The 24,525-nt window shown below is 69.1% G+C and carries 28 protein-coding genes; 14 read left to right on the top strand and 14 right to left on the bottom strand.

The genetic code is table 11. The features are described from left to right. The first annotated feature begins 4 nt into the window (after nucleotides 1-4). Nucleotides 5-223 (top strand): HypC/HybG/HupF family hydrogenase formation chaperone, encoded by a 219-nt coding sequence (locus ACQPYH_RS07855; RefSeq protein WP_350848933.1) that lies wholly within the window; start codon nucleotides 5-7, stop codon nucleotides 221-223. Between the two features lie 11 nt (nucleotides 224-234). Continuing rightward, nucleotides 235-900 carry a DUF6390 family protein gene (locus tag ACQPYH_RS07850; RefSeq protein ID WP_432888525.1) on the top strand — a complete coding sequence of 222 codons (666 nt, stop codon included), beginning with the start codon at nucleotides 235-237 and terminating at the stop codon, nucleotides 898-900. On the opposite strand, the gene ACQPYH_RS07845 is transcribed toward ACQPYH_RS07850, so the two are convergent. Together ACQPYH_RS07845 and ACQPYH_RS07840 are read right to left on the bottom strand one after the other, a co-directional pair. Further along, on the bottom strand, nucleotides 852-1,253 hold the full coding sequence (locus tag ACQPYH_RS07845; RefSeq protein WP_432888523.1) for a helix-turn-helix domain-containing protein: 402 nt from the start codon (nucleotides 1,251-1,253) through the stop codon (nucleotides 852-854). The genes ACQPYH_RS07850 and ACQPYH_RS07845 overlap by 49 nt on opposite strands. Nucleotides 1,254-1,297: 44 nt before the next feature. Next, on the bottom strand, nucleotides 1,298-1,576 hold the full coding sequence (locus ACQPYH_RS07840; protein WP_130444209.1) for a muconolactone Delta-isomerase family protein: 279 nt from the start codon (nucleotides 1,574-1,576) through the stop codon (nucleotides 1,298-1,300). 57 nt (nucleotides 1,577-1,633) lie between these two features. On the opposite strand from ACQPYH_RS07840, the gene ACQPYH_RS07835 reads away from it, so the two are divergent. Next, nucleotides 1,634-1,927 carry a hypothetical protein gene (locus tag ACQPYH_RS07835; protein WP_432888521.1) on the top strand — a complete coding sequence of 98 codons (294 nt, stop codon included), beginning with the start codon at nucleotides 1,634-1,636 and terminating at the stop codon, nucleotides 1,925-1,927. Nucleotides 1,928-2,050: 123 nt separating this feature from the next. Here the strand turns inward: ACQPYH_RS07835 and ACQPYH_RS07830 are convergent, their stop codons facing one another. Continuing rightward, complete coding sequence (locus tag ACQPYH_RS07830; RefSeq protein WP_432888519.1) at nucleotides 2,051-3,430, bottom strand: NAD(P)H-quinone dehydrogenase; 1,380 nt, start codon at nucleotides 3,428-3,430, stop codon at nucleotides 2,051-2,053. A gap of 31 nt (nucleotides 3,431-3,461) precedes the next feature. Here ACQPYH_RS07830 and ACQPYH_RS07825 point away from each other — a divergent pair, with 31 nt between their 5' ends. Together ACQPYH_RS07825 and ACQPYH_RS07820 are read left to right on the top strand one after the other, a co-directional pair. Next, entirely contained in the window at nucleotides 3,462-3,923 is a 462-nt protein-coding gene (locus ACQPYH_RS07825; RefSeq protein WP_432888517.1) for a gamma-glutamylcyclotransferase, read from the top strand. A gap of 9 nt (nucleotides 3,924-3,932) precedes the next feature. Continuing rightward, nucleotides 3,933-5,567: a phospho-sugar mutase gene (locus ACQPYH_RS07820; protein WP_432888515.1), complete on the top strand. Its 1,635-nt coding sequence runs from the start codon at nucleotides 3,933-3,935 to the stop codon at nucleotides 5,565-5,567. A gap of 43 nt (nucleotides 5,568-5,610) precedes the next feature. Here the strand turns inward: ACQPYH_RS07820 and ACQPYH_RS07815 are convergent, their stop codons facing one another. The 4 genes from ACQPYH_RS07815 to ACQPYH_RS07800 all read right to left on the bottom strand — a co-directional run bounded on the left by ACQPYH_RS07815 (nucleotide 5,611) and on the right by ACQPYH_RS07800 (nucleotide 8,718). Then, complete coding sequence (locus tag ACQPYH_RS07815) at nucleotides 5,611-6,060, bottom strand: hypothetical protein (protein WP_432888513.1); 450 nt, start codon at nucleotides 6,058-6,060, stop codon at nucleotides 5,611-5,613. Between the two features lie 168 nt (nucleotides 6,061-6,228). Next, nucleotides 6,229-7,179 (bottom strand): neutral zinc metallopeptidase, encoded by a 951-nt coding sequence (locus ACQPYH_RS07810; protein WP_432888511.1) that lies wholly within the window; start codon nucleotides 7,177-7,179, stop codon nucleotides 6,229-6,231. A 112-nt stretch (nucleotides 7,180-7,291) separates the two neighbouring features. Then, nucleotides 7,292-8,155, bottom strand: a complete 864-nt coding sequence (locus ACQPYH_RS07805; protein WP_432888509.1) for an alpha/beta hydrolase — start codon at nucleotides 8,153-8,155, stop codon at nucleotides 7,292-7,294. A 2-nt stretch (nucleotides 8,156-8,157) separates the two neighbouring features. Further along, a complete protein-coding gene (locus ACQPYH_RS07800; protein ID WP_432888507.1) occupies nucleotides 8,158-8,718 on the bottom strand; it encodes a PH domain-containing protein in 561 nt (186 codons plus the stop codon). A 209-nt stretch (nucleotides 8,719-8,927) separates the two neighbouring features. Here ACQPYH_RS07800 and deoC point away from each other — a divergent pair, with 209 nt between their 5' ends. From deoC to ACQPYH_RS07780, 4 genes are read left to right on the top strand one after another with little or no spacing between them, the layout of a single operon-like run. Further along, on the top strand, nucleotides 8,928-9,884 hold the full coding sequence (gene deoC / locus ACQPYH_RS07795; RefSeq protein WP_432888505.1) for a deoxyribose-phosphate aldolase: 957 nt from the start codon (nucleotides 8,928-8,930) through the stop codon (nucleotides 9,882-9,884). A gap of 5 nt (nucleotides 9,885-9,889) precedes the next feature. Next, entirely contained in the window at nucleotides 9,890-11,326 is a 1,437-nt protein-coding gene (locus ACQPYH_RS07790) for an aldehyde dehydrogenase family protein (RefSeq protein ID WP_432888504.1), read from the top strand. Next, a complete protein-coding gene (locus ACQPYH_RS07785) occupies nucleotides 11,316-12,188 on the top strand; it encodes an aldehyde dehydrogenase family protein (protein WP_432888503.1) in 873 nt (290 codons plus the stop codon). Before ACQPYH_RS07790 ends, ACQPYH_RS07785 begins: the two co-directional genes overlap by 11 nt. Before the next feature lie 3 nt (nucleotides 12,189-12,191). Beyond that, nucleotides 12,192-13,205, top strand: a complete 1,014-nt coding sequence (locus tag ACQPYH_RS07780) for a S66 family peptidase (protein ID WP_432888501.1) — start codon at nucleotides 12,192-12,194, stop codon at nucleotides 13,203-13,205. On the opposite strand, the gene ACQPYH_RS07775 is transcribed toward ACQPYH_RS07780, so the two are convergent. Continuing rightward, a complete protein-coding gene (locus ACQPYH_RS07775) occupies nucleotides 13,199-13,792 on the bottom strand; it encodes a hypothetical protein (protein ID WP_432888499.1) in 594 nt (197 codons plus the stop codon). The genes ACQPYH_RS07780 and ACQPYH_RS07775 overlap by 7 nt on opposite strands. A gap of 17 nt (nucleotides 13,793-13,809) precedes the next feature. After that, on the bottom strand, nucleotides 13,810-14,820 hold the full coding sequence (locus ACQPYH_RS07770) for a serine/threonine-protein kinase (protein ID WP_432888497.1): 1,011 nt from the start codon (nucleotides 14,818-14,820) through the stop codon (nucleotides 13,810-13,812). 41 nt (nucleotides 14,821-14,861) lie between these two features. On the opposite strand from ACQPYH_RS07770, the gene ACQPYH_RS07765 reads away from it, so the two are divergent. Beyond that, entirely contained in the window at nucleotides 14,862-15,401 is a 540-nt protein-coding gene (locus ACQPYH_RS07765) for an RNA polymerase sigma factor (RefSeq protein WP_432888495.1), read from the top strand. Nucleotides 15,402-15,412: 11 nt separating this feature from the next. Here ACQPYH_RS07765 and pepN read toward each other — a convergent pair whose 3' ends face one another. The 3 genes from pepN to ACQPYH_RS07750 are packed head-to-tail and all read right to left on the bottom strand — an operon-like array spanning nucleotide 15,413 to nucleotide 19,340. Beyond that, on the bottom strand, nucleotides 15,413-17,845 hold the full coding sequence (gene pepN, locus ACQPYH_RS07760) for an aminopeptidase N (protein ID WP_432888493.1): 2,433 nt from the start codon (nucleotides 17,843-17,845) through the stop codon (nucleotides 15,413-15,415). A 10-nt stretch (nucleotides 17,846-17,855) separates the two neighbouring features. Beyond that, nucleotides 17,856-18,230 (bottom strand): hypothetical protein, encoded by a 375-nt coding sequence (locus ACQPYH_RS07755; RefSeq protein WP_432888491.1) that lies wholly within the window; start codon nucleotides 18,228-18,230, stop codon nucleotides 17,856-17,858. A 9-nt stretch (nucleotides 18,231-18,239) separates the two neighbouring features. Further along, nucleotides 18,240-19,340, bottom strand: coding sequence for an FAD-dependent oxidoreductase (locus ACQPYH_RS07750; RefSeq protein ID WP_432888489.1), 1,101 nt, complete (start codon nucleotides 19,338-19,340; stop codon nucleotides 18,240-18,242). Nucleotides 19,341-19,377: 37 nt separating this feature from the next. Here ACQPYH_RS07750 and ACQPYH_RS07745 point away from each other — a divergent pair, with 37 nt between their 5' ends. Further along, nucleotides 19,378-20,082, top strand: a complete 705-nt coding sequence (locus tag ACQPYH_RS07745) for a TetR/AcrR family transcriptional regulator (RefSeq protein WP_432888487.1) — start codon at nucleotides 19,378-19,380, stop codon at nucleotides 20,080-20,082. Here ACQPYH_RS07745 and ACQPYH_RS07740 read toward each other — a convergent pair. Beyond that, nucleotides 20,079-20,954 carry a LysR family transcriptional regulator gene (locus ACQPYH_RS07740; protein ID WP_432888486.1) on the bottom strand — a complete coding sequence of 292 codons (876 nt, stop codon included), beginning with the start codon at nucleotides 20,952-20,954 and terminating at the stop codon, nucleotides 20,079-20,081. The genes ACQPYH_RS07745 and ACQPYH_RS07740 overlap by 4 nt on opposite strands. 82 nt (nucleotides 20,955-21,036) lie before the next feature. Here ACQPYH_RS07740 and ACQPYH_RS07735 point away from each other — a divergent pair, with 82 nt between their 5' ends. Further along, complete coding sequence (locus ACQPYH_RS07735; protein ID WP_432888484.1) at nucleotides 21,037-21,780, top strand: sulfite exporter TauE/SafE family protein; 744 nt, start codon at nucleotides 21,037-21,039, stop codon at nucleotides 21,778-21,780. Between the two features lie 225 nt (nucleotides 21,781-22,005). Here the strand turns inward: ACQPYH_RS07735 and ACQPYH_RS07730 are convergent, their stop codons facing one another. Next, nucleotides 22,006-22,503 carry a YkvA family protein gene (locus ACQPYH_RS07730; RefSeq protein ID WP_432888482.1) on the bottom strand — a complete coding sequence of 166 codons (498 nt, stop codon included), beginning with the start codon at nucleotides 22,501-22,503 and terminating at the stop codon, nucleotides 22,006-22,008. A 74-nt stretch (nucleotides 22,504-22,577) separates the two neighbouring features. Here ACQPYH_RS07730 and ACQPYH_RS07725 point away from each other — a divergent pair, with 74 nt between their 5' ends. Then, complete coding sequence (locus tag ACQPYH_RS07725; RefSeq protein ID WP_432888480.1) at nucleotides 22,578-23,270, top strand: response regulator transcription factor; 693 nt, start codon at nucleotides 22,578-22,580, stop codon at nucleotides 23,268-23,270. After that, the gene (locus ACQPYH_RS07720) at nucleotides 23,267-24,523 is read left to right on the top strand and encodes a sensor histidine kinase (protein ID WP_432888478.1); all 1,257 of its coding nucleotides are present in this window, start codon (nucleotides 23,267-23,269) and stop codon (nucleotides 24,521-24,523) included. The genes ACQPYH_RS07725 and ACQPYH_RS07720 overlap by 4 nt, the downstream gene beginning before the upstream one ends. The last annotated feature ends 2 nt before the right edge of the window (nucleotides 24,524-24,525 follow it).

Genomic DNA, 24,525 nt, shown 5'->3' with positions numbered 1-24,525 from the left:
CGCGATGTGCCTGGGCATTCCGGGCCGGGTGGTCGATTGTCCCGACGGCGCCGCCCTCGGCCGGGTCGAGGTGGCGGGAGTCGTCCGCGACATCAACGTGACGCTGCTCGACGGGCCGTTCGTGCCCGGTGAGTACGTGCTGATCCACAGCGGATTCGCGCTGGAGCGGATGTCGCCGGAACGCGCCGCCGATGCGTTCGCGTTCTTCGGGGCCGAGCTGTGAACGGGCCTGCGATGTTCGCGCGGTATGCGTTCGCGCCCAACCAGCTCGGGTACTGCGGTCCCGCGGACGCCGGCGCCCTGCTCGAGGGCCGGACCGGCGTCAGGTTCCGCGCGCTGGCCAAACAGTTCGAGGGCGCGTGGCCGCAGCTACGGGTGATCGCCGCGGCCACCGGTACGGCGGATCCGCTCGACCGCGAGGTGGTCGAGGCGTACTGGGTCGGCAATCGCTTGCTCGACCGGGCCGGCAGCGCCGACGACGGGCTGCCGCATCACAGTTTCCAGGTGTTCTGCCATTACCCGTGGGCGGGCCTGCTGCACGACGAACGCCGTACCGAGCATGCACTGCAGGTGCTCGACCAGTGCCGGATCCGCTGGGGCAAGGTGATCTCGGCGGCCGGCGGCCAGGTCGTCGTCGAGTCGCGACCGCTGGTCTGGGACGGCGTACGGCTGGCTCTTGGTCTACCCAGCCGGGACACCGCGACGCTCGGGCTCGGCAACGTGGAACTGATCGAGCCGCTGCGGCCGGGCGACTGGGTCTCGCTGCACTGGGGCTGGGTCTGCGATCGGTTGTCGCCGCCGCAGTTGGTTGCCTTACGCCACTATTCGGCGTACCACCTGGAGCTGGTGAATCAGCGCCTCGGCGGCCGGACCGGGATGTCCGGGCCGAGGATCCCGTGACCGTCGGGCTGGCCAACCACACCGGGTGAGTTCAGCACCGCGGGCCGCGCCACCTGCCGGTGGTCGGGCGGACCGGACCGATCCGGCTCCCACCGAGCCGGATCCTCGGTCATGCCGAGCAGATAGGTCACGGTGCAGTCGAGCGCACCGGCCAGCTCGGGCAACCGCACCACGTCGACCCCGGCGCCGTGCTCGAAGCTGGACAACGTCTTGTTGGTGGTCCGGATCCCGCGGCGCGCCAGCCGGCTGACGAGCTGCTTCTGCGTCAGCCCGAGCTGCAACCGCCGGGCACGCAACCGATGGCTGACCACCAGATGCCGGTCAACAGCGACCTCGCTGCGATCCTCGAACATGCACTACCCCCTGCTGCAAACCCTCTCGTGCAGGTCCGGGCGCGTCAATCTCCCGGCGGCCTGGATTCCATCTCTGCCAGGGCGTGCACCGTGTACCGCGCGAAGTTGAAGACCGGAGCGCGCCCCAACAATCGTTCGAACTCCTCGTGCGAGTCCACCTCGTAGATCCACGCCCCGCCGTGCGATCCGACCACGTGGTACCGCGCCAGCACCTTGCCTTCCCGCTCCAGCCGCTGCCCGTACTCCGGCATCGCCCCCACCGCCCGAGCCATCTCCGGCGACAGCAAACTCAACTCCATCCGCCACAACACCAGAAACTTCATACCCGGACAGTAAGTGCCCCCAGACGCTCCGGCGACCCTGAAGGCTACGTTTGATCCATGGAACGGAACGAGTCGGAGATTCGGGTGCAGCAGGAGATGAGGCTGGCACATTTCCGGGCCTATGCCGCTCTACCCGGCAAGATGCCCGAGCTGATCGAGCTCTATCGCGCCGCCGCCGATGACGAATCCGAAGATCAGACGGTGACACGCATCAGCGAGTTGTTCGGGTCTTCGCGGGATGTCGCTTTCGCCATCCACAATTGCCAGTTGTTGTATCTCCACCCGGCCAAGCAGGCCCATATCCGGCAAGAGATCCGGGAACTGGAGCGGTATCTAGGACAGGACGCCTAGCCGCGCACGTCGAGACGTGAGTGGCGCGCCGGATCCGGCCAGGCACCGAACTCCCTCTCCGTCTTCTTCTTTCCTTGTCTTTTCCTGTGTGTTCTTGTCCTTTGTTTCTTCTTTGTTTGTCGTTCAGCTCCTCAGGTGGAGCCTTCGGGCGGCTTCGGCGATCGAGCCGGAGATGGATGGGTAGACGGTGAAGGACTGGGCTACCTGGTCGACGGTCAGGCGGGCGCCTACGGCTAGCGAGATGGGGTGGATCAGTTCGCTGGCTCGGGGGGCTACGACGACGCCGCCGACGATGATGCCGGTGTTGGGGAGGCAGAAGAGTTTGACGAAGCCGTCGCGGACGCCCTGCATCTTGGCGCGGGCGTTGTCGGCCAGCGCGACCTTGACGACCATCGCCGTACTGCCGCCGGCGTCCACGACCGCCTGGGACAGGCCGACCGTGGCGATCTCGGGGGCGGTGAAGACGTTCGCGGAGACCGTTGACTGGTCCAACGGTGTGACGGCGTCGCCGAGGGCGTGGGCCATCGCGATCCGGCCCTGCATCGCGGCCACCGAGGCGAGCATGAGTACGCCGGTGCAGTCGCCGGCCGCATAGACGCCGCGGGCCGTCGTACGCGACACCCGGTCGACCTGCACGAAGCCGGCGTCGGTCAGCGACACGCCCGACTCGACCAGATTCATGTCATCGGTGTTCGGCAGCGATCCGACCGCAAGCAGCGCGTGCGAACCCTCGACCTTCCGGCCGTCGGTCAGCGTCACCACGACCCCGTCGCCCTGCCGCTTCACCGACTCGGCCCGGGACTTGCTCAGCACCGTCAGACCGCGCCGCTTGAACACGTCCTCCAGGACCGCTGCCGCGTCAGCATCCTCGCCCGGCAGGACCCGGTCCCGGGACGACACCAGGACGACGTCGCTGCCGAGCGCGTCGTACGCGCTGGCGAACTCGGCGCCCGTCACCCCGGACCCGACCACGATCAGCCGCTCGGGCAGCTCGTCGAGCTCGTAGACCTGCTCCCAGGTCAGGATCCGCTCGCCGTCCGGCTCGGAGCCCTTGAGGATGCGCGGCCTTGCACCGGTAGCGATCAGGATCACATCGGCGTCCAGCCGCTCGTCGCCGACGACCACCGTTTCCGGCCCGTCGAGCCGGCCGCGGCCCCTGATGATCCGCACCTTGTCGGAGTCCAGCCGGCGCTCGATGCCCTCGGACTGGGCGGTCGCCAGCGCCTTGACCCGTTTGTTGACGACGGAGAGATCGACACGCACGGAGTTGGCCGGATTGTCGTCCCCGTCGTCGAGCCGCACCCCCAGCTCGCCGGCCTCCTCGACCTCGGTCATCACCTCGGCGGTGGCGATCAAGGTCTTGCTCGGAACGGCGTCAGTGCGCACCCCGGAACCGCCGATTCCATCGGAATCGACGACCGTCACCTCCCCGCCGAGTTGGGCGGCCGCACTCGCCGCTTCGTACCCGCCAGGACCGCCACCGATGATCACAACTCGCGCCACGAGAGGCCATTCTTCCGTATCCTCTTTTTCCGTGACCCTGTACGCCGCGTTTGCGTCGAATCTGGACCCGAACCTGATGGCCGACCGGTGCCCGTACTCCCCCCTGCGGGGCACCGGGTGGATCCACGGCTGGCGCCTCACCTTCGGCGGCGAGGAGCTCGGCTGGGAGGGCTCGATGGCCACCGTGGTCGAGGACGGGTCCGACCCGGCCAACCAGGTCTTCGTCGCGCTGTACGACGTCCACCCGAAGGACGTCGAGCGCCTGGACGAGTGGGAGTGGATCGACCAGGACGTCTACAGCAAGATCCAGGTCCGGGTGCAGACCCTGGACGGCGAGCAGCTGGCCTGGATGTACGTGCTGAACGCCTACGAGGGCGGCCTGCCCTCGGCCCGCTACCTGGGCATCCTCGCCGAGGCCGCCGAGGCCGCCGGCGCACCGGACGACTACGTCGCGGACCTGCGTTCACGCCCCTGTCAGTCGTCCGGTCATTAGAGTTCGCATGTGACTGTAGATCTGAAGGCTGCCGCTGACGCCTGGCTGAGCGAAGACCCCGACCCTGACACCCGCGCCGAGCTGCGGGCGCTGCTGGATTCCGGGGACACCACGGAGCTGGCCGACCGCTTCGCGGGCACGCTCGAGTTCGGTACGGCGGGTCTGCGCGGAGCAGTCGGCGCCGGACCGAACCGGATGAACCGGGTCGTCGTGATCCGCGCCGCCGCCGGACTCGCGGCGTACCTGAAGGCCAAGGGTCTGACCGACGGTCCGGTCCTGATCGGGTACGACGCGCGCCACAAGTCGGACGTGTTCGCCCAGGACACCGCGGCTGTGATGCGCGGCGCCGGGCTGGACGCCGTACTGCTGGACCGGCCGGCCCCGACGCCGGTCGTCGCCTTCGGGATCGGGCATCTGCGCGCGGTCGCCGGCGTGGTCGTGACCGCGTCGCACAACCCGCCGCAGGACAACGGCTACAAGGTCTACCTGGGCGACGGCTCGCAAATCGTGCCGCCCGCGGACGCGGAGATCGCGGCCGCCATCGCCGCGGTCGGTCCGCTGGCCGACGTACCGCGCGGCGACGACTGGCAGACGACTGGCGACGACCTCCTGAACGCCTATCTGGACCGCATCGCCGACCTGGTGCCGGCGGATGCGCCGCGCGAGCTGAACGTCGCCTACACGCCGCTGCACGGCGTCGGGCGGACCCTCGTCGAGGCCGCTGTCGCCCGCGCGGGGTTCGCCGTACCGCAGGTGGTGGCGTCGCAGGCCGACCCGGACCCCGACTTCCCGACCGTCTCGTTCCCGAACCCGGAGGAGCCGGGCGCGATCGACGCGGCGCTGGAGCTGGCCCGTTCGATGGGCGCGGATATCGCGGTCGCGAACGACCCGGACGCGGACCGGTGCGCGGTCGCGATCCCCGACGCGTCCGCGGACGGCGGCTGGCGGATGCTGCGCGGTGACGAGCTGGGCGCGCTGCTCGGCGAGTTCCTGCTGGCGCCCCGCCCGAACGGTGTCGCCGCGTGCTCGATCGTGTCGTCGTCGCTGCTCGGCAAGATCGCCGCGTCGTACGGCGTTCGGTACGTCGAGACGCTGACCGGGTTCAAGTGGATCGGGCGGGTGCCGGAGCTGGTGTTCGGGTACGAAGAGGCGCTCGGGTACTGCGTCGATCCGGCGGCTGTGAAGGACAAGGACGGCGTGTCGACGCTGGTCCGCGTACTGCAGCTGGCCGCACAGGCGAAGGCCGCGGGGCGCACGTTGCAGGATCTGCTGGACGATCTCGCGGTCAAGCACGGTCTGCACGCGACCGACCAGCTGGCGGTGCGGGTCGACGACCTTTCGCTGATCGCTCAGGCAATGGACCGGCTGCGGTCCACGCCGCCCACGACTCTGGGCGACTACACCGTCGAACGGATCGACGACCTGAGCCAGGGGTCCGAATCGCTGCCCCCGACGGACGGTCTGCGGTACACGCTGTCCGACGGGGCCCGCGTCGTCGTCCGGCCGTCCGGCACGGAGCCGAAGCTGAAGTGCTACCTGGAAGTGGTCGTGCCGGTCAGCACAGATGTCGCTGACGCTCGGCGCCGGGCAGGCGAGAACCTGACCGGCATCAAGCAAACCTTGTCGACCGCGCTGGGTCTGTAGCCACGAAGCAGCTGGGGAGCACCTGGCGGGTGGCTCCCCGGCTTCAGCGTGCGGCTGCGGCGGCTTCGGCTTCCTCGGCGTGCAGGGAGCTCTGCAGCGACGAGTGCAGGATGCGGAGCGTGCTGGTCGACTGCATCAGCGCGTCCCGCTCGTCCGGGTTGCGGTTGGCGAGGGCGCTGATGTCGTTGATGCTGGCCTCGATCCGGGCGATCCGGTCGGCGACCGAACCCTCCTGGCTGCTGGCCTTGCGGATCGCGTCGGACGTGACCGTCCAGACGTCTTCCTTGTCGTTGGTCCGCCGCGACATGTCCACCATCTGGCTCAGCGCCGCGAGGTCGTGGTCGACCTGGGTGCGCTCCACCGGTGAGGTGATGCCGGTCGTCGCCTGCCGGAGCCGGGTGACGTGCCCGGACAGCTCCGACCAGGTGGAACGACCGCTCTTGATCTTGTCCAGCACCTTGGCGTACTCGGTGTTGAACTCGTCGTAGTTCACTGTCCTTGACTCCTGCCGTTCGAGGCTCGACTCAGAAACTGTAGGGCGTCCGCACCCGAAACAAGTAACCACACGATCGCGGATCGTGCAGGTGTCGCCAAAACGCAACAGCCGCCCGGTACGCCAACGCGTACCGGGCGGCTGAGTTACGTCAGATTCGCAGCGAGATCAGGCGACGTACGCCGAGCTCGCGTTGAAGGTGTTGCAGTTGCCCGCGACCGTGTAGCTGTGCCGCGCGTTGAAACCGGCGGTTACCCAGAACGCGTGGTTCTTGATCGAACCGTGGTCCCGCACACCGCCCGGCTGGTCGCCGCTGTTGCTGATCACCCAGTTGTACTGGGTCATGAAGCCGCCGCTGAACGGGTAGTTGCGCTTGTTCGCGCCGTCCACGGCACCGCCCAGGCAGGACGCCTGCAGCTCACGACGACGGCTCTCCTCGAGCTGCGCGGCGTAGGTGCTGAAGGCGTTCTGACGCGCCCAGGAGGCGTTCAGGATGCCGGTGAGCCACTGGACGTGGTGACCGTACTCGTGCGACAGCGTGAAGGTCGCGTACGCCCGTGCCATCGTCGGGCTCTGCGCCCAGTAGTTGCTGATCACGTACGCCGGGATGTAGATGTACCCGTGGTCGACACCGCAGAAGAACGCGGTACCGCCGGTGACCACACCACACTTCGAGTTCACCGCGCTCGAGTTGTGGACAACCAGCTTCGGCGCCACCTTGTACGCCGCGCCGGCCTGCTTCAGCGGCAGGGCCCAGGAGCCGTAGAGGCACTTGAACAGGTTGTTCTCGTAAGCGACGACTCCCGCGAACGTGCGCAGCGAGACGTTGAGCTCCTTGCACTTCGACGTGGGGATCGCGCCGGTCTTGTACAGCTTGTTGTAGCGCACGACGTTCGTCAGCGACGACTTCGTGGTGAGGCCGTCTCCAGCCGGCGGCGGACCGGCCACCAGACCGGTGCCGATCTCGATCGGCTTCGTGTCGGCGGCCTGCGAAGCCGCAGCCGTCGTCGTGCTGGAGGTCTGCGCGGCCTGGGCGTTCGGCAGCGCCAGCGCGGCGAGGCCGGCCAGGGCACCGACCGTGGCCACGCCACGCAGGGTGATGCGGGAGAGGTTGACCATGAGCTCCACTCTCGATGTGTCTAGGGACCTGTCGGACCAATCCTGGGGTGCACAGGGGTTCACCCGAGCTTGAACACGGGTTCTGACGCGGCGATTCACGCCACAGTTCCCCTCACTGCCCCAATTTTCCGCCCAGGAATCGCAACTGGTCAGGGAGCATACGCCGCCAGTAACCAGGGGTATGCGCCCCGGCCTGCTGTCCACCGCCCGCGTGCAACTGCGCGCGCAACTCGCGCGCAGCCGACGCAAACGGATCGTCCCGACCACAGTCGATGCGAACGGCAACGTCCTCGAAGCTCGTCGGGCGACCGAGCACCTGATGACGGTCGAAGTCGTCAGGCCCGTCGAACGCTCCCGCCTGCGCTTGGTCGTACGAGCGGAACAGTGCCGGGCTGAGCGCCCCGACTGCGATCGCCCGCGACGCCGGACGCCCCTGCTGTGCCACCCGGAGCAGTGCGCCGTACCCGCCCATCGACCAGCCGAGGACGCCGTACCGGCCGGTGCGCAGACCGCGATCGGCCAGCAGGGGAAGGAATTCCTGGTCGAGCATGGAGCCGGGATCGTTGCCGTCGGTCCGTCGATGCCAGTAGCTGTTCTGGCCGCCGTCGACGGTCGCGAGCGCGAAGGCCGGCGTACCTGCCTGGACGGTCGCGGTCAGGTACCGGTCGATGCCGAGGTCGTTGATCGCGGAGGTGTGGTCGCCCCCACGACCGTGCAGGACGAGTACGACGGGCAGCTCCGCCGACGCGTCGTACCCATTCGGGTAGATGACGCTGTAGCCGACGGAGCCGAAGCTGCCGGAAACCACCGGGCCGGCGGGCACATCGGGTACGACGCCGTCCGGGCCGGTGAGGCCGAGGGCGTCGTGCAGTCGCGCCCGGCCGGGAATTGCGCCGGTCTCCAGGGCGGCTACCCCGGCGACTCCGACCACGCCTGCCGCGACCCCGGTACGGAGAAGGACGCGGCGAGTGAGCACGCTCAGCGGGCCAGCGCTGCCACGATCGCGATCGCGGCGAGGGCTCCGATTGTGATCAGCTCGGGCTTGGCCCAGCTGGTGATCACTTCGCCTTGCGACTGCTCGGAGTACTGGCCCTGGAGGGTCTCGATCCGGCTGACCACGAAGTCGGCCTTGGACAGGGAGTTGTCCGCCGCCAGCTTCCGGCCGCCGACACGCTGCTTGCGAAGGTCGCGCATGATCAGTTGGACACCGGGCGCACGGAATCGGTTCGTCTCGGTGTGCACCCGGAGGATGTCGGTCACGTCGACGCCGGTCACCTTCGACCACGGGATCAGGTGGTCCCGCAGGTGGTTACGTAGCAGCAGATTCTCGGGGCTCAGCGTGACCGACGGCCGCATCAGGCCGGCGTACGCCAGGACCATGACGATCGCGATGATGCTGCCGACCAGCAGCCCGGTGGCGGTCCGCCACTCCAGGACCACGTCGACCAGGCCGAGGACCCCGATCACCAGGACGATGGCCCCGGTGATCCGGTTCGACGCAGACAGGTACTGCTCGCTCTCGGGCGACTTCGACTTCACCCGGACAAAGTAACTGGCTGTCCGGAACAGCACTAGCCGTGGGCGGTGGTCCCGCGCCGTAGCGAGCAGGTGCTCGGTGCGGTAGCTCGGCGTGCGGGAGGGAAGGCCTCGATGTGGTTCATCGTGGCCTTTCCTCCCGTGCGCCGAGGTGCCGTGCCGAGTGCCGCGCAGTAGGCGCGGGGCCGCCGGCCACGGCTAGACTGCCACAGGTGACCACACTCGACAGCGGCGTCGACAGCCTGGCCGACGTGACCTCGTCCGAGGACCGGCTGCGCCGATTCCTGCTCGGGCTGCCGGGCGTCGACCAGGTCGGCGCCGAGGCCCGGGCCGCCACCCTGAGCACCCGGTCGATCAAGACCACCGCCAAGGCCTACGCACTCGACCTGGCGATCTCGATGATCGACCTGACCACGCTGGAGGGCCAGGACACTCCCGGCAAGATCCGGGCCCTGTGCGCGAAGGCGAAACGGCCCGACCCGGCCGACCCGACCGCTCCCCAGGTCGCCGCCGTCTGTGTGTACCCCGACCTCGTGGCCACCGCGAAGCACGAGCTGAAGGGCTCCGGGATCAGCGTCGCGAGTGTGGCGACCGCCTTCCCCAGTGGACGTTCCAGCCTCGCGATCAAGGTCCAGGACACCAAGGACGCGGTCGCGGCCGGCGCCGACGACGTCGACATGGTGATCGACCGCGGCGCCTTCCTGTCCGGACGGTACGGCCTGGTCTTCGACGAGATCAGCGCGATCCGCGAGGCCGCCGGCGACGCGCATCTGAAGGTGATCCTGGAGACCGGCGAGCTGGTCACCTACGACAACGTCCGTCGTGCGTCCTGGCTGGCGATGCTGGCCGGCGCCGACTTCATCAAGACCTCCACCGGCAAGGTGTCCCCGGCCGCAACACTGCCCGTGACGCTGGTGATGCTGGAGGCGGTCCGCGACTACCACGAGGCCACCGGGCTGCACATCGGCGTCAAGCCGGCCGGCGGGATCCGGACCGCGAAGGACGCGATCAAGTACCTGGTCACGGTCAACGAGACCGCCGGACCGGACTGGCTGGACCCGGAGCTGTTCCGGTTCGGGGCGTCCAGCCTGCTGAACGACCTGCTGATGCAACGCACCAAGCTGGCCACCGGGCACTACCCGGGCCCCGACTACTTCACCTTGGACTGACAGGCATGAGCAGATTCGAGTACGCACCGGCCCCCGAATCGCGGGCGATCGTCGACATCAAGTCGTCGTACGGACTGTTCATCAACGGGCAGTTCACCGACGCGACGGACGGGAAGCCGTTCAAGACCGTGTCCCCTGCCTCCGAAGAGGTGCTCGCCGAGGTAAGCGAGGCCGGTCCCGCCGATGTGGACAAGGCGGTGAAGGCGGCGCGCAAGGCCTTCGAGAAGGTCTGGGGCCCGATGAGCGGCAAGGACAGGGCGAAGTACCTGTTCCGGATCGCGCGTCTGATCCAGGAGCGTTCGCGTGAGCTGGCGGTGCTGGAGTCGCTCGACAACGGCAAGCCGATCCGCGAGTCCCGCGACGTCGACATCCCGCTGGTGGCCGCACACTTCTTCTACTACGCGGGCTGGGCCGACAAGCTCGAGTACGCCGGTGTCGGCGACGACCCGCAGCCGTGGGGTGTCGCGGGCCAGGTGATCCCGTGGAACTTCCCGATGCTCATGCTGGCGTGGAAGATCGCCCCGGCGCTGGCGGCCGGCAACACCGTCGTGCTGAAGCCGGCCGAGACGACTCCGTTGACCGCGTTGGCCTTCGCGGAGATCTGTCAGCAGGCCGATCTGCCGCCGGGCGTGGTGAACATCGTCACCGGTGCGGGCCGGACCGGGCAGGCGCTGGTCGAGCACGAGGGCGTCGACAAGGTCGCGTTCACCGGTTCGACCGAGGTCGGCCGGGCGATCGCCAAGTCGGTCGCGGGCACGCACAAGGCGGTCACGCTCGAGCTCGGCGGCAAGGCGGCGAACATCGTCTTCGAGGACGCGCCGATCGACCAGACCATCGAGGGCATCGTCAACGGCATCTTCTTCAACCAGGGCCACGTCTGCTGCGCCGGCTCGCGGCTCCTGGTCCAGGAGAGTGTGTACGACGAGGTCCTCGCGCGGCTGAAGCGCCGGATGGGCACGCTGCGCGTCGGCGACCCGCTGGACAAGAACACCGACATCGGCGCGATCAACTCCGCCGCCCAGCTGGCCAAGATCCGCGAGCTGTCGCAGATCGGCGAGGACGAGGGCGCCGAGCGCTGGTCGCCGGAGTGCGAGCTGCCGGCCCACGGCTACTGGTTCCCGCCGACCGTCTTCACCGGGGTGTCGCAGGCGCACCGGATCGCCCGCGAGGAGATCTTCGGCCCGGTGCTGTCCGTGCTGACCTTCCGTACTCCGCAGGAGGCGGTCGAGAAGGCGAACAACACGCCGTTCGGCCTCTCCGCCGGGATCTGGACCGACAAGGGATCGCGGATCCTCTGGATGGCGAACCAGCTGCGCGCCGGCGTGGTCTGGGCGAACACGTTCAACCGCTTCGACCCGACCTCGCCGTTCGGCGGGTACAAGGAGTCGGGCTACGGCCGCGAGGGCGGTCGCCACGGCTTGGAGGCCTACCTTGCCCACTGAGACCCAGAGGCTTGAAGTGCGGAAGACCTACAAGCTCTACATCGGCGGCGCCTTCCCGCGCAGCGAATCGGGCCGGTCGTACGTCGTGTCCAATGCCAAGGGCAAGTTTCTCGCCAACGCGTCGCAGGCCTCCCGCAAGGACGCCCGCGACGCCGTGGTGGCGGCCCGCAAGGCGTTCGGCGGCTGGCACGGACGGACGGCGTACAACCGCGGCCAGGTGCTCTACCGGATCGCCGAGGTGATGGAGGGCCGGCACCAGCAGTTCAGCGCCGAGGTGTCCGCGTCCGAAGGGCTGTCGATCTCCAAGGCCCGTGCGGTCGTGGACGAATCGATCGACCGCTGGGTCTGGTACGCCGGGTGGGCCGACAAGCTCGCCCAGGTGGTCGGCTCCAGCAACCCGGTCGCCGGCCCGTACTTCGACTTCTCGTTGCCTGAGGCAACCGGTGTGGCCGCGGTGCTCGCGCCGCAGGACTCCAGCCTGCTCGGCCTGACCAGCGTGATCGCGCCGGCGATCGTGTCCGGCAACACGGTCGTCGCGGTCTCGTCGTTCGAGCGCCCGCTGCCGGCGATCACGCTGGGCGAGGTGATGGCGACCTCCGACGTACCGGGTGGGGTGGTCAACATCCTCACCGGTTCGGCGTCCGAGGTCGGCCCGTGGCTGGCCTCGCACATGGACGTCAACGCGATCGACCTGTGCGGGATCGTCGATCCCGAGGAGGCGACCGAGCTCGAGATCGCCGCGGCCGACAACCTCAAGCGGGTACGCCGTCCCGCCGACGAGGACTGGTCCGCGGACCAGGGCATGTCGCGCCTCACGCAGTACCTCGAACTGAAGACCGTCTGGCACCCGATCGGAGTCTGAGCCTTGTTGAAGCCAGGTGACCGGGTCGCGATCGTCTCGCCGTCCCGGGGGCTGCCGGAGATCTTCCCCGGCCCGTACGAGTTGGGGCTGCGACGGCTGCGCGACGACTTCGGGCTGGAGCCGGTCGAGTATCCGACGACCCGGAAGCTCCGGTCCACGCCGGAGGAGCGGGCCGACGATCTGCACGAGGCGTGGTCGGATCCGTCGATCCGCGCGGTGTTCGCGAGCATCGGCGGCGACGACCAGCTCACCGTGCTGAAGTACCTGGACCCGGCCGTCTTCCAGGCGGACCCGAAGCCGTTCTTCGGGTACAGCGACAACACGAACCTACTCAACTTCCTGCACACGTTGGGTTTGCCGGCCTTCCACGGCGGAAGTGTGATGGTGCAGTTCGGCCGCGGCGGCGCGCTGCACCCGGATACCGAGCGATCGTTGCGGGCGGCAATGTTCACCGGCGGCGAGTTCGACCTGACGCCGGCCGAGGGGTGGACCGACGTCGACCACGACTGGGCGGTCCCGGAGAACCTCGAGAACGAGCCGCCCCTGTTCCCCGGCACCGGGTGGACGTGGAGCGGCACGCAGACGGTCAGCGGGAAGCTCTGGGGCGGCTGTATCGAGATCCTCGACTGGCAGCTGTCGGCGAACCGCTGGATGCTCCCGACCGAGTCGTACGGCGGGGTGTTCTTCGGCGAGACGAGCGAAGAGATGCCGACGTCCGAGGAGGTCTACCGGATGCTCCGCAACCTCGGCGAACGCGGCCTGCTCGAACGCTTCGACGCGGTCCTGTGGGGCCGCCCGAAGTCCACGTCGCTCTTCCAGGAGCTGACGCCGGAGCAGTCCTTCAGCTACGTCTCCGGCCAGTACCTCGCCGTCGACCGCGCGCTCACGGAGTACAACCCGACCGCCGTGGTCGTGAAGGGCCTGGACATCGGGCACACGGATCCGCAGTTCGTGCTTCCGTACGGCGGCCAGGTCCGGATCGACCCGTCCGCCGAACGGATCACGGTCGTCTACTGAACGCGGGTCCTGGTGAGGGCCGGGTTCGGATCGGGATAGCAGGCGACCGGGGCCGTAGTGGAGAGGAACTTCCACTTGATCTTGGCCTGCAGGGTGAGACCGGGGTCGTCGTAGCTCGTGCCTTTGAGCTTGGTCTCGATCGTTGTGCCTTTGCGGCCGGATTTGAGGCGGACGCTGAGGGTCGGTAGCTGGTAGCTCGCGCCGCCGGGGATCGGACCGGCTACCTTGACGACCGCTGTGTTCCCGTCCAGCTGCACAGATGGCGTGGAGTTGAGGCCCGAGCCGCCGGTCAGCTGAGCGCTGACGTACGACGTGTTGGCGGGGATCGGGATGCGGAGGGCGAGGTCGCGGACCTCCTGGAGCTTGAAGCCTTTGACTTCGCTGGGGAGCGTCCCCGGCTGAAGATCGACGGCCACGGTGAAGCGCGTGTTCGGCCGGACGGTCGCCGGCGCGGTCGCGTTCACGGCTTGGCGCAGCGAGAGGGTGTGCCGGCCGAACTTGGTGTCGGCGCGGCAGGCGTAGCTGACTATGGGTTGGGTCGGAGTCAGCAAGGCAAGAGTCACCACGAGACTGCAGAGAGTAACCATATGACTACTCTATGAAGTTATCGCCCGAAGAGGAACCAGCCGCCGACACCCGCTGCCGCGAAGACGACCGGCAACGCCAGCAGGAACCACATCCGCGTCCGGCGGCGTCGCCGGACCGGTGGGTCCGTCGCGACCGTGGTGTCCAGGTCTTCGTCGGTGATCTCGGTGCGCTCCTCGGCGCGCAGCGGGGCCTCCTGCTCGAGCCGGTAGGCCTCCGCCTCGAGCCGCTCGGCCAGCGTGTCCGCGCGCTCCCAGCGGTCGTCGACGCGATAGGCCAGCGCCCGCCCGAAGATGTCGTCGAGCGGCCCGATCGAGTCGTGCAGCACCGAGCGCAGGCTCGGCGGCGGCAGGTCCGGGTCGCGGTTCAGCACCTCGCCGATCGAGCCCGCGACGTACGGCGGATGCCCGGTGATCAGCGCATAGGTGACCGCGCCGATCGCGTAGATGTCCGCTCGCTCGTCGAAGCCACCGTCGCCACGGCCCTGCTCGGGCGCCATGTACGACGGCGTACCGACGGCCTGCGTGAGTCCGGAGGCCTCCGCGGCCCGTTTCGCCAGGCCCAGGTCTGCCAGCACGATCCGATGCGTGCCGCCGCCGGACTCGTCGCCCGGTCGGAGCAGCAGGTTCGCCGGGGTGACATCGCGGTGTACGACGCCCTCGCTGTGCAGCGCGGCGACAGCACGGGCCAGGTCCGCGCCCCACCACAGCGCGTCCACGGCGTCCAGCGGCCCTTGCTGGAGTACGTCGCCGAGCGTGCCGCCGCCGATGTAGTCCATCACGAAGTACGGGCGGCCGTCGTCGAGCTTGCCCAGGTCGAAGACCCGGACGACCCGGTCGCTGGCGATCCGGCGCATCAGGCGCGCCTCGGACAGGAAGCGTTCGCGCACGTCGGCGCGCGACGCCCAGTTGTCCGCGAGGACCTTGACGGCGACGTCGACATCCAGGTCGTCGTCGTAACCCCGCCAGACTGTCGCGAACGCGCCCGCGCCGATCTTGTCCCGTAACCGGTACCGCCCGATGACATCCATCCGGGCTATTGTCGACCACAACCAAGCTCAAAAGGGGGAGCATGACCGAGGAGTTGGAAGAACTCGCGGCCCGCGCGGCGTCGGGGGACAAGACAGTGCTTCCACAACTCCTGCAGGCGATCCGGCCGCAGGTGCAGCGACGGGTGGCGAAATTCCTCCCCTACCGCGAGGACGCCGAGGAGGCGGTCCAGGACACCTTGCTGCAGGTCGCCAACAAGGTGCACACCTTCAAGGGCACCGGCAGCTTCGCCGGCTGGGTGACGATCGTGGCCACCAACCAGGCCCGCCAGACCTACCGGTCGCTGAAGCGCCGCTCGGTCGAGCAGTCCGCCGAGGTGCTGCCGGAGTCGGTCGACCCGCGCACCACGTCGGTGATCGCCGGCTCCCGGCTCGACCTGCTGGAGGCCCTCGAGCAGCTCGAGTCCAGCCACCCGCAGCTCGTCCAGCCGCTGGTACTGCGCGATCTCGGCGCGCTGTCGTACGCCGAGATCGCCGACGAGCTCGACGTACCGCTCGGGACCGTGAAGGCCCGGATCCACCAGGCCCGCAAGGCCGTCGCGGAACGTCTCACCGTCCGCTAGGGCACTAGACCTCAGCCGAACGTCCGGCGGACCGCCACCGCCCGGCGCAGATCGTCGAGGAAGTTGGCGGTCTGCCGGCGGATGCCCGGCGACACGCTCTCGTCCGCGATCAGCGCCTCGGCCGGCGCGATCAGCTCCTCGTCGATCGCGTACTTCGGGGCGATCCTGCTCGCGGTCAGGCCGACGACCATGCCGGCCCGGATCTCCGCGGTCCGCGGGATGTCGGTGAAGAACCGCCGCACGTACGGCGCGGTGATGGCTGTCTGGCACGGATGCCAGAACCCGTCCGCCGTGGCGAGCAGTTCCTGTACGCCGATCGCCGGGTCGGTCATGATCCGGGCCCAGGCCGCGTCCTTGCCGTCGGGCAGAGCCGCGCGGCAGCGGGCCGCGTGCGTTACTCCTTCCGTGGACTTGTCCCGGGCCAGCTCGGCGTCGATCTCGGCCGCGCCGAACGCGCCGAGCCGGACCAGCCGCAGCACGATCGCCCACCGGAGATCGGCATCGACGACCAGACCATCCGGTCCACCATCGTTGAGCCAGGACCTCAGCAGGTCGGCATCATCCGTCGTCGCGACAAAAGTCCGAGCGACAATCAGCTGCAAGCTACTGCCCGGCACTGTCGTCGCCAGCTTGTTGCCGAGCGCGTCGGCCACCGGCCCGCGGTGCTGCTCGTAGTCCAGATAGCGCCCGAGCACCCGCGCCTCCAGCCACTGCGCCAGCGAGCCGACTGCGATATCGCTGTCCTCTTCCGGAAGAGCGGCAACGAACAGTTCGAGCGCCCGCCGGGGATCCAACTCGGCATCCGCCACCGAGTCCCGAACCGAATTCCACACCACCGCACGGGTGGTGCTGTCCGCGATCTTCGGCAGCACCTCCGGCAGGTTCGCCAGACTGACGGCGTCCAGCCGAATCTTCGCCCAGGTGTCGTCGTTCGCGTCTGCGACGATCACATCGTTGCTCAGCGCAACTTCTGCGGAGTCCTGGGCCAGCACCACCTCGACCGACGTCGCAGACCCGTCGGCGGCGTACCCACCGACACTCAGCTTGTGCAGCCGGCGCGAGCTGTCCGGACTCTTCCGATGCAGGACAACGCCGGAGTCCGTCCGCTCAACGCTGATCGTGTCCAGCCCCGACGTCCGCAACCACTGCTCCGACCACGCATCCAGGTCCTGCGCCCCGGCCTCGGTCAGCTTCGCGATGAACTCACCCAGCTCCGCGTTCCCGTACTCGTGCGCCTCGAGATGCGCGTTGACCCCCTTGAGGAACACGTCATCACCGAGGTACTTCGCCAGCTGCTTCAGGACCGCCGCGCCCTTGGCATACGAGATCCCGTCGAAGTCGTCCAGCGACTGGCGCGCATCCTTCAAACTGTCCGGCGCGACCGGATGCGTCGAACTGCTCTGGTCCGTCTGCAGCCCCCACCACTTCCGCACGAACGCGAAATCCGTCCAGTTGCCGCCGTAGCTGGTCGCGTCCTCCGACACCCGGTGCGCCATGTACTCGGCGAACGACTCGTTCAGCCACATGTCGTTCCACCACTTCATCGTGACCAGGTCGCCGAACCACATGTGCGCCATCTCGTGCACCAGTACGCGCGAACGGGTACTGCGTTCGGCCTCGGTCACCGGCCCGCGGAACACGAAGTCGTCGGAGACCGTGACGCAGCCCGGGTTCTCCATCGCGCCGAGGTTGAAGTCCGGCACGAACACCTGCCAGTACTCGCCGAACGGGTATCGCTGCCGGAACATCCCGTGATACGCGTCGAAGGCTTCCCGGGTCGACCGGAACAGATCCTCGGCGTCGCGTTCCAGGTGCTCGTGCAGCGATTGCCGGCAGGCGAGCCCGAGCGGGATCCCGTCGTACTCGCTGCGGATCAGGTGGTACGGGCCGGCGACGAGGGTGACGAAGTACGTCGACAGCGGCTTGGTCTCGGCGAGCGCCCACTCCCCTGGCGCAGTCCGCGTGGCGGCTCCGTTGCCCAGGACAACCCAGTCCTCCGGGCACTTCACCGTCATCGTGTACGGCGCCTTGAGGTCGGGCTGGTCGAAGCAGGGGAAGTACCGCGGGGCCGACTCCAGCGACGACATGCCGTACGTGTAGACGCGCCCGTCGGCGGCGTCGACGGAGCGCACCAGGCCCTCGCCGTCCGCGGAGTACTTGAGCTCGGCGTTCACGACGAGCTCGTTCTCGGCCGTGAGGCCGGTGAGCGGGAAGCGGCCGCCGTCGAGTGCGCCGACATCGAGCGCCTGACCATTGAGTACGACGCTGATCAGCCGCTCGGGCTTCACATCCACCCAACTCGTGCTGCTCGTCGCCCCGAAGCGGATCCGGCTGGTCGTGACGAACGTGTCCCCCGAGCCGGTGAGGTCGAACGCGACCTCGTACGACCGCAGGTCCAGGTCTGCCGCCCGTTGCCGGGCCTCTTCTACCGTGAGCGCGCGCATGACCAGCACGCTATCCCGGCGGGGTGGTAGCGGTGGCCGCCGCCAGCTTTGCCACGGCTCGAATCTCCTCGTTCGTCGTGTTCTCCAGCACGCCTGCGATCAGGTCGGCATCCGCAGGCTCGGCCAGGACGGTCAGCACGTTCAAGGCGCTCACGTGATCGAAGCCGGCCCGAAGGTCTTCATCGGGTTCGGCCGGCGGCCGGGACAGGATCCCGCGTGCGACCTGCCGGACCTCGCCGGCCATCGGTTCGAGCGGGTTGCCGCCGCTCACCCGCGTGTACGCCGCCGCCACCTGGTACATGTTCAACGCCCGGCACACCATGCCGATGTTCTGGCTGTGCAACAACGCACCGAACGCCTGCAGCGGAACGCCGACCTCGTCCATATATGCACGCTAGCTGAAGAACGCGAGCACCTTCTTGGCGGCATCGGGGCCGGACATCATCTTCGCGACCTCTGCCGAGCTCTCCGCGACCTTGGCGGTGCGCTCGAACATGGCCGGCTCGTACTGCTCCAGCGCGGCGTCCAGGTCGTCCGGATGCGCGGCGATCGCCTGCGCGAGTTCGGCGGCGTCCCGCATGGACTGGTTCGCGCCCTCGCCGTGCGACGGCATGAGGTGCGCCGCGTCCCCGAGCAGGGTCACACCCGACCGGCGCGGCCAGGTCATCCCGATCGGCAGGAGGTACGCCGGGCGCACGACGAACGGCTCGTCACATGCGGCCAGCAAGCGCCGGAACTGCGGGGCCCACTCATCCGGAAGGTCGGTCGCCGCCGCAGGGTCCAGGTCGGACGGACCGTAGATCGACACGCTGACCTGGACCACGCCGTTGCCGTTGCGCTGCGCGCCCAGCATCCGGTCCGGTCCGAACGCCCAGTAGTTGCCGCGGCCAACCATCTCGGCCAGTTCGGGCTGGGTGCGATCGGCATCACGGATCGAGCTCTGCACCACGACCTTGCCGGAGTACGTCGGCTCGACGTCGGTGAGGAGCGGACGGACCCGGGAGTTCGCGCCGTCCGCGCCGACGAGCAGGTCACAGGTGGCGGTGCTGCCGTCGGCGAAGTACAGGAGGTTTCCTTCTGCATGGGTGAAGGCGCTGCCCCAGCGGACCGTGTGCGCGGGGAGTGAGCTCAGCAGGATGTCCCGCAGGTCGGCGCGGTCGATCTCCGGGCGCAGCATCGGCGCGTCGTCCGGGGTGTCCTCCTGGAGCAGCATCGTGCCGGTGTGGTCCAGCATTCGCAGGTCCTGCCCTTCGCCGCGCGCGGCCGCGAGGAACTCCCGCTCGAGTCCGGCGGCCTGGAGGGCGGCCTGGCCGGTGTCGGTGTGCAGGTCGAGCATGCTGCCCTGGCTGCGGGCGTCGCCGGACGCGTCACGCTCGAACACGACGGAGTCGATGCCGTGGACGTGCAGGATCCGGGCGAGCGTGAGGCCGCCCGGGCCGCCGCCGATGATCGCGATCATGATCCGCTCCGCTCTCGATACAGTGTATTGCTTCATACACTGTATCGAATCGCGCAGGTGTATCGTTTGGCCGGTGACCGACAGCCCCCTGATCTGGGAGCGGCCCGAGCCGACCGAACGGCGCCGACCGAGCCCGCTCAGCCGCGAGCGGATCGTCCGCGCAGCGATCGACCTCGCCGACGCCGACGGGCTGGACGCGGTGTCACTGCGGAAGGTCGCGGCCGCGCTCGACGCCGGCCCGATGCGCCTCTACCGGTACGTCGACACCAAGGACGAGCTGCTCACGCTGATGGTCGACGCCGCGTACGCCGAGATTCCGGCGCCCGGCGGAGCGACCTGGGACGCCGTGCTCAGCTCGATCGCGACCGGGATCCGCGGCGTAGCCCTGCGGCACGAATGGTTCGCGGAGCTGCTCGGCGGCCGGCCGCATCTCGGTCCGGCGACCCTGGCCCACGGCGAAGCGTCCCTGACCGCTTTGCGTGCCACCGGGCTCGACGATCTCGGCACCGTCACCGGCGCCCTTGCGACGTTGAACATCTACGTGATCGGCGCGGTCCGCAAGGAGGTCGCCGAGCGCCGGGCCCAGCGCGCCAGCGGCCTCGACCAGCGGCAGTGGCAGCATGCGACCGCGCCGTACCTGCTTCGGATGTTCGCGACCGGTGACTATCCCGCGATGGAGGAATGGGTCCACGACGCGCCCCATCTGCAGGCCGACGAGGTGTTCGAGCTCGGCCTGACGTACCTGATGGAAGGCATCCGGAGCAGCCTGCGCAACTAGGCGCCTGCCGCCGCGTGCAGGTGACCGGCCAGGAGGTGGGCCGACTGAGGAGCGTTGGCGGCGTAGCAGAGCAGATGTGCGCGGGTCGACCAGGCGTCCTGCAGCGGGCAGATGTCCAGCGCGGCGATCGCATCGACGGCCCGGCGCGGGACGATCGCCAGTCCGACGCCCGCTGTAGCGAGGGTGATCAGCGTGTGCAGGGTCGGTACGACGGTGCGGTAGCGCGGCGCCGGCGCGTGCGGGCCGAGGCGCTCGTCCATCCATTGAGTCAGCGGGGACTTGCGGTCGAGTCCGACCAGCGGGTGTTCGGCGACCTCGGCGTACGCGATCGAGGTGCGGCCGGCGAGGGTGCCGCCGGCCTGGCCGATGACGACCAGCGAGTCGTCGGCCAGCGGCTCGGTCCGCAGCGAGGTCGGTTCGTCGTCGAGGATCACGCCGAGGTCGGCCTCCCCGGCCGCGAGCAGTCGGACGCTGCGGACGGTACGCCGCTCGCTCACGGTCACGTCGTACTCCGGATGCTCGCGGAGGAACGTGGCGAGCGCGACCGGGACAAGCTGATGCATTGCCGAGCCGCCGGCGACGAGCCGGATCGGGGCGGTCCTCGAGACGGCGTACGACGCGACCGCGCTGTCCAACCTGATCGTCTCGGCGAGGACCTCGCGGGCATGCCGGGCCAGCGTGGCGCCCGCGGGAGTCAGCCGGACGCCGCGCCGCTCGCGGATCAGGAGCGGTACGCCAGCTTGCGCTTCGAGTGCTCTGACCCGCGCGCTGGCCGAAGGCAGGCTGAGGTGCATCACCCGCGCGCCGGCGGTGATCGAGCCCTCTGCCGCGACATGTGTGAAGAGGCGGAGATCGTCGAGGTCGTAGCGCATGGGATCAGCCTACGTCTCAGCCTGAGGCTGGCTACGGAGATCACGCATTGTGGAAGGCGCTTGCAGCGCTGATCCTCGAAGGGTGCTGCTGATCCTTCTGGCCGGTGTCGCCGCCGGCGCGCTGAACGCCATCGGCGGTGGCGGGAGCTTCGTGGCACTCACCGCGCTGGTCGCGGCCGGCATGCCGCCGGTCACCGCGAACGCGACCACAACCGTCGCCCTGCTGCCCGGCAACGCGACGAGCGCGTGGGTCTACCGCCGGGAGTTCGAGGCGCTCGCCCAGCCGTCGCCGACGCGGCTGACCCTCGCCAGCGTCTGCGGCGGCGCGATCGGCGCCGGCCTGCTCCTGTGGTTGCCATCGGCATCTTTCGACGCCGCGGTGCCGTGGTTGCTGGCGTTCGCGACCGTCGTCCTCGCCTTCGGCCGGCGGTTGACCGCCGCGCTGCGGCTGGGGCAACCCGGGCCGGCGGCGGTCCTGGCCGGGCAGTTCGTGCTGGCGATCTACGGCGGGTACTTCGGTGGCGCGGTCGGGCTGATGATGCTCGCGTTCTGGACCGCGACGACCTCGCTCGACCCGGCCCGCGGGAATCCACTGCGGGTCATGCAGGTCGCGGCCGTCTACCTGACCGCTGCGGTGATCTTCGTCTTCGCCGCCGACGTACTGTCGCAGCCGGTCCGCCTGGTCGCCTTGCTCGCCGGCGCCGTCGTCGGTGGCTACCTCGGCGCCCACGTCGTACGCCGACTGCCGCCGACTGTGTTGCGCGTGCTGGTGCTCACGACCGCGATCGCGATGACCGCCGTCTTCTTCGTGCGGGCGTTCGGATGAACCGCGCTCAGTTGGCGATGGCCTACCAGGCCTGCGAAGTCGCGGACCTGGCGACTGCTGCAGTCACGCTCGAGGATCCGGCCGTGGCGCGCGAGCAAGCCGCTCGCATAGTGGCGGCCGCACACCAACTCATGGAAGCCGCCGACCGGCTCACCGATCCGTCTGCGCCGACGGACTCCCTGCAACTGTTCGCCTATGAGCATCCCGAGGAGGCGGCGGCTGACATCAGTGCGTGGGTCCACCGGTGCCGAGGTCACGATTGCCCAGGCGCTGACGCTCACGCTCGCGGTTGAGGTAGAGGCCGGTAGCCGTCGACACACTGGTGAGCAGCCAGACGGCCACGCCCGCGTCGTCGGTCACCCCGATCAGCGGCAGCACGTCGGGCAGGATGTCGATCGGCGAGATCAGGTAGACCAGCGCCAGCACCCAGATGAACGGCCGGCTCTTCGGCAGGTCGGCGTACGCGCCCTGACGGACGTCTCGGAGCAGCCGCGGCAGGGCGCGGGCCCGCTGGAAGATGTCCCCGACCGGCACCGGTTCGCCGTTGGCGATCTTGCGACGGCGGACGCGACGTCGCCGTACGACGTCGAGCGCGCCGATCGCCACGCCGACCACGAGCAGCACGCCGCCGACCAGTGCCGCGGGCATCCCGGCCACGTCCCCGTCCCGGAAGATCAGGGTCGACAACCCGATCAGCGCGAGAAACCCACCGAAGTACACCATTCACCAACTGTAGGCGCGAAAGTCCGCCGAAAGCGGAGGGCCGGGGGTGTGAGCGGCGCGTCTACCGTGGAGGCGTGCGACTACTGGTGGTGGAGGACGAGGAAGGGCTGGTCAGTGCGTTGCGCTCCGGACTCGGCCGGGCCGGGTACGCCGTCGACGCCGCGACGACCGGCGGCGCGGCGGTGGAGAAGCTCGCGACCACGGCGTACGACCTGGCGATTCTGGACATCACGCTGCCGGACACCAGCGGTCTCGAGCTGTGCCGGGCGGTGCGGCGGGGCGAGATCGAGGTGGCGTCCGGGCGGGAGCTGCGGGTGCTGATGCTGACGGCGCGCGCCTCGCTGGCCGACCGCGTCCGCGGGCTCGACGAGGGCGCCGACGACTACCTCACGAAGCCGTTCGCGCTGGTCGAGTTGCTCGCGCGGATCAGGGCGTTGCTGCGTCGGGACGTCAGCAACGGGACGACCCAGTTGCACGTCGGCGACCTGGTGCTCGACTCGTCCCGCCACCTCGCCACCCGCTCCGGTCGCGAGCTGACGCTGACGTTGAAGGAGTTCGGCGTACTGCGGTATCTGATGTCGCGCCCGGGTCATGTCGTGTCGGCCGAGGAGCTGCTCGAGCACGTGTGGGACGAGAACGCCGACCCGTTCACGCAAAGCGTCCGCGTGACCGTCGGGACGCTGCGCCGCAAGCTCACCCAGGACGGCGAGGACCCGGTTCTCGAGACCGTGATCGGCCGCGGCTATCGGCTCCGAGGTGACGAATGACGTTCCCTGCCTGGATGCAGACGATCCGGTTCCGCCTGACCCTGACGTACTCCGCCGTACTGATCGCGCTGTCGGCGTTGCTGCTCGGCGGGGTGTACCTCGCCCTGGAGCAGATCCTCGATCCGAAACCGCTGAACCAGATCGAGGTCAAGAAGTACTACAAGGACGTCCAAGGTGAGTTGCACCTCAAGCCGGGTCAGGTGATCCAGGCGGCCGAGTTGTCGAGTGTGCAGTCCGCGGTGAACTACCAGACGCTGCAGAGCCTGCGGAACTACTCGGCTGCGGGCATGGCCTGCCTGTTCCTGGTCAGCCTCGGCACCGGCTGGTGGCTGTCGGGTCGGGCGCTTCGGCCGGTACGCCGGATCACGGCAACTGCACAGGAGATCTCTGCGACCGATCTCTCCCGGCGGATCGCGCTCGATGGTCCGCGGGACGAACTCCGGAACCTGGCCGACACCGTCGACGACATGCTCGGCCGGCTGGAGTCGGCGTTCGTGGCGCAGCGGCAGCTTGTCGACGACGCGTCGCACGAGCTGCGCAATCCGCTCGCGGTGATTCAGGCGAACGTCGACGCCGTACTCGCGCATGACGACACACCATCGGAGGATCGGGCGCAGGCGACCGCGATCGTCAGCCGGGCGATCGAGCGGATGACGCGGTTGGTCGAGGATCTGCTCGCCTCCGCACGCCGTTCGTCGCCGGCGTTCGTCGATGCGGACGTGAACCTCGCCGCGATCGCGGGCGAAGCAGCCGAGGAGTACGAGCTGCTCGCCGCGGATCGAGAGCTCCACGTCGTACTGCGGCTTGCTCCGGGGCCGACTGCTGCCGGTGATGCGTCGGCGCTGCGGCGGGCGGTCGACAACCTGCTCTCGAACGCAGTACGGCTGGCCCGCGGCGGCAGCGAGCTCATCCTCGCGGTCGGAAGCCGCGACGGCTGGGCGTGGATCGCGGTCCGCGACGAAGGCCCTGGTATCGCGGCCGACGACGCGGACCGGGTCTTCGACCGCTTCTTCCGCGCCGGGCAGCGGCAGGCGCCCGCGACCGTACCGTCGAGTGGTGAGCGCCGGACCGGCCTCGGTCTCGCCATCGTCCGGCAGATCGCCGAGTCCCACGGCGGCAGCGTCGCGCTGTACTCCGAACTCGGCGTTGGCAGCACGTTCGTTCTGTGGCTACCGGAGCGCTCACTCACCAGCACCACCCGGCGGTCGCCGGCGCCGCCGGATCAGGATCCGCTGGGTCCGCGGCCCAGCTGACC

Source organism: Kribbella sp. CA-245084, from assembly GCF_050942355.1.
Taxonomy (GTDB): domain Bacteria; phylum Actinomycetota; class Actinomycetes; order Propionibacteriales; family Kribbellaceae; genus Kribbella.
The sequence above is the reverse complement of the archived record's forward strand: the minus strand, read 5'-3'. Positions and strand labels throughout refer to the sequence as shown.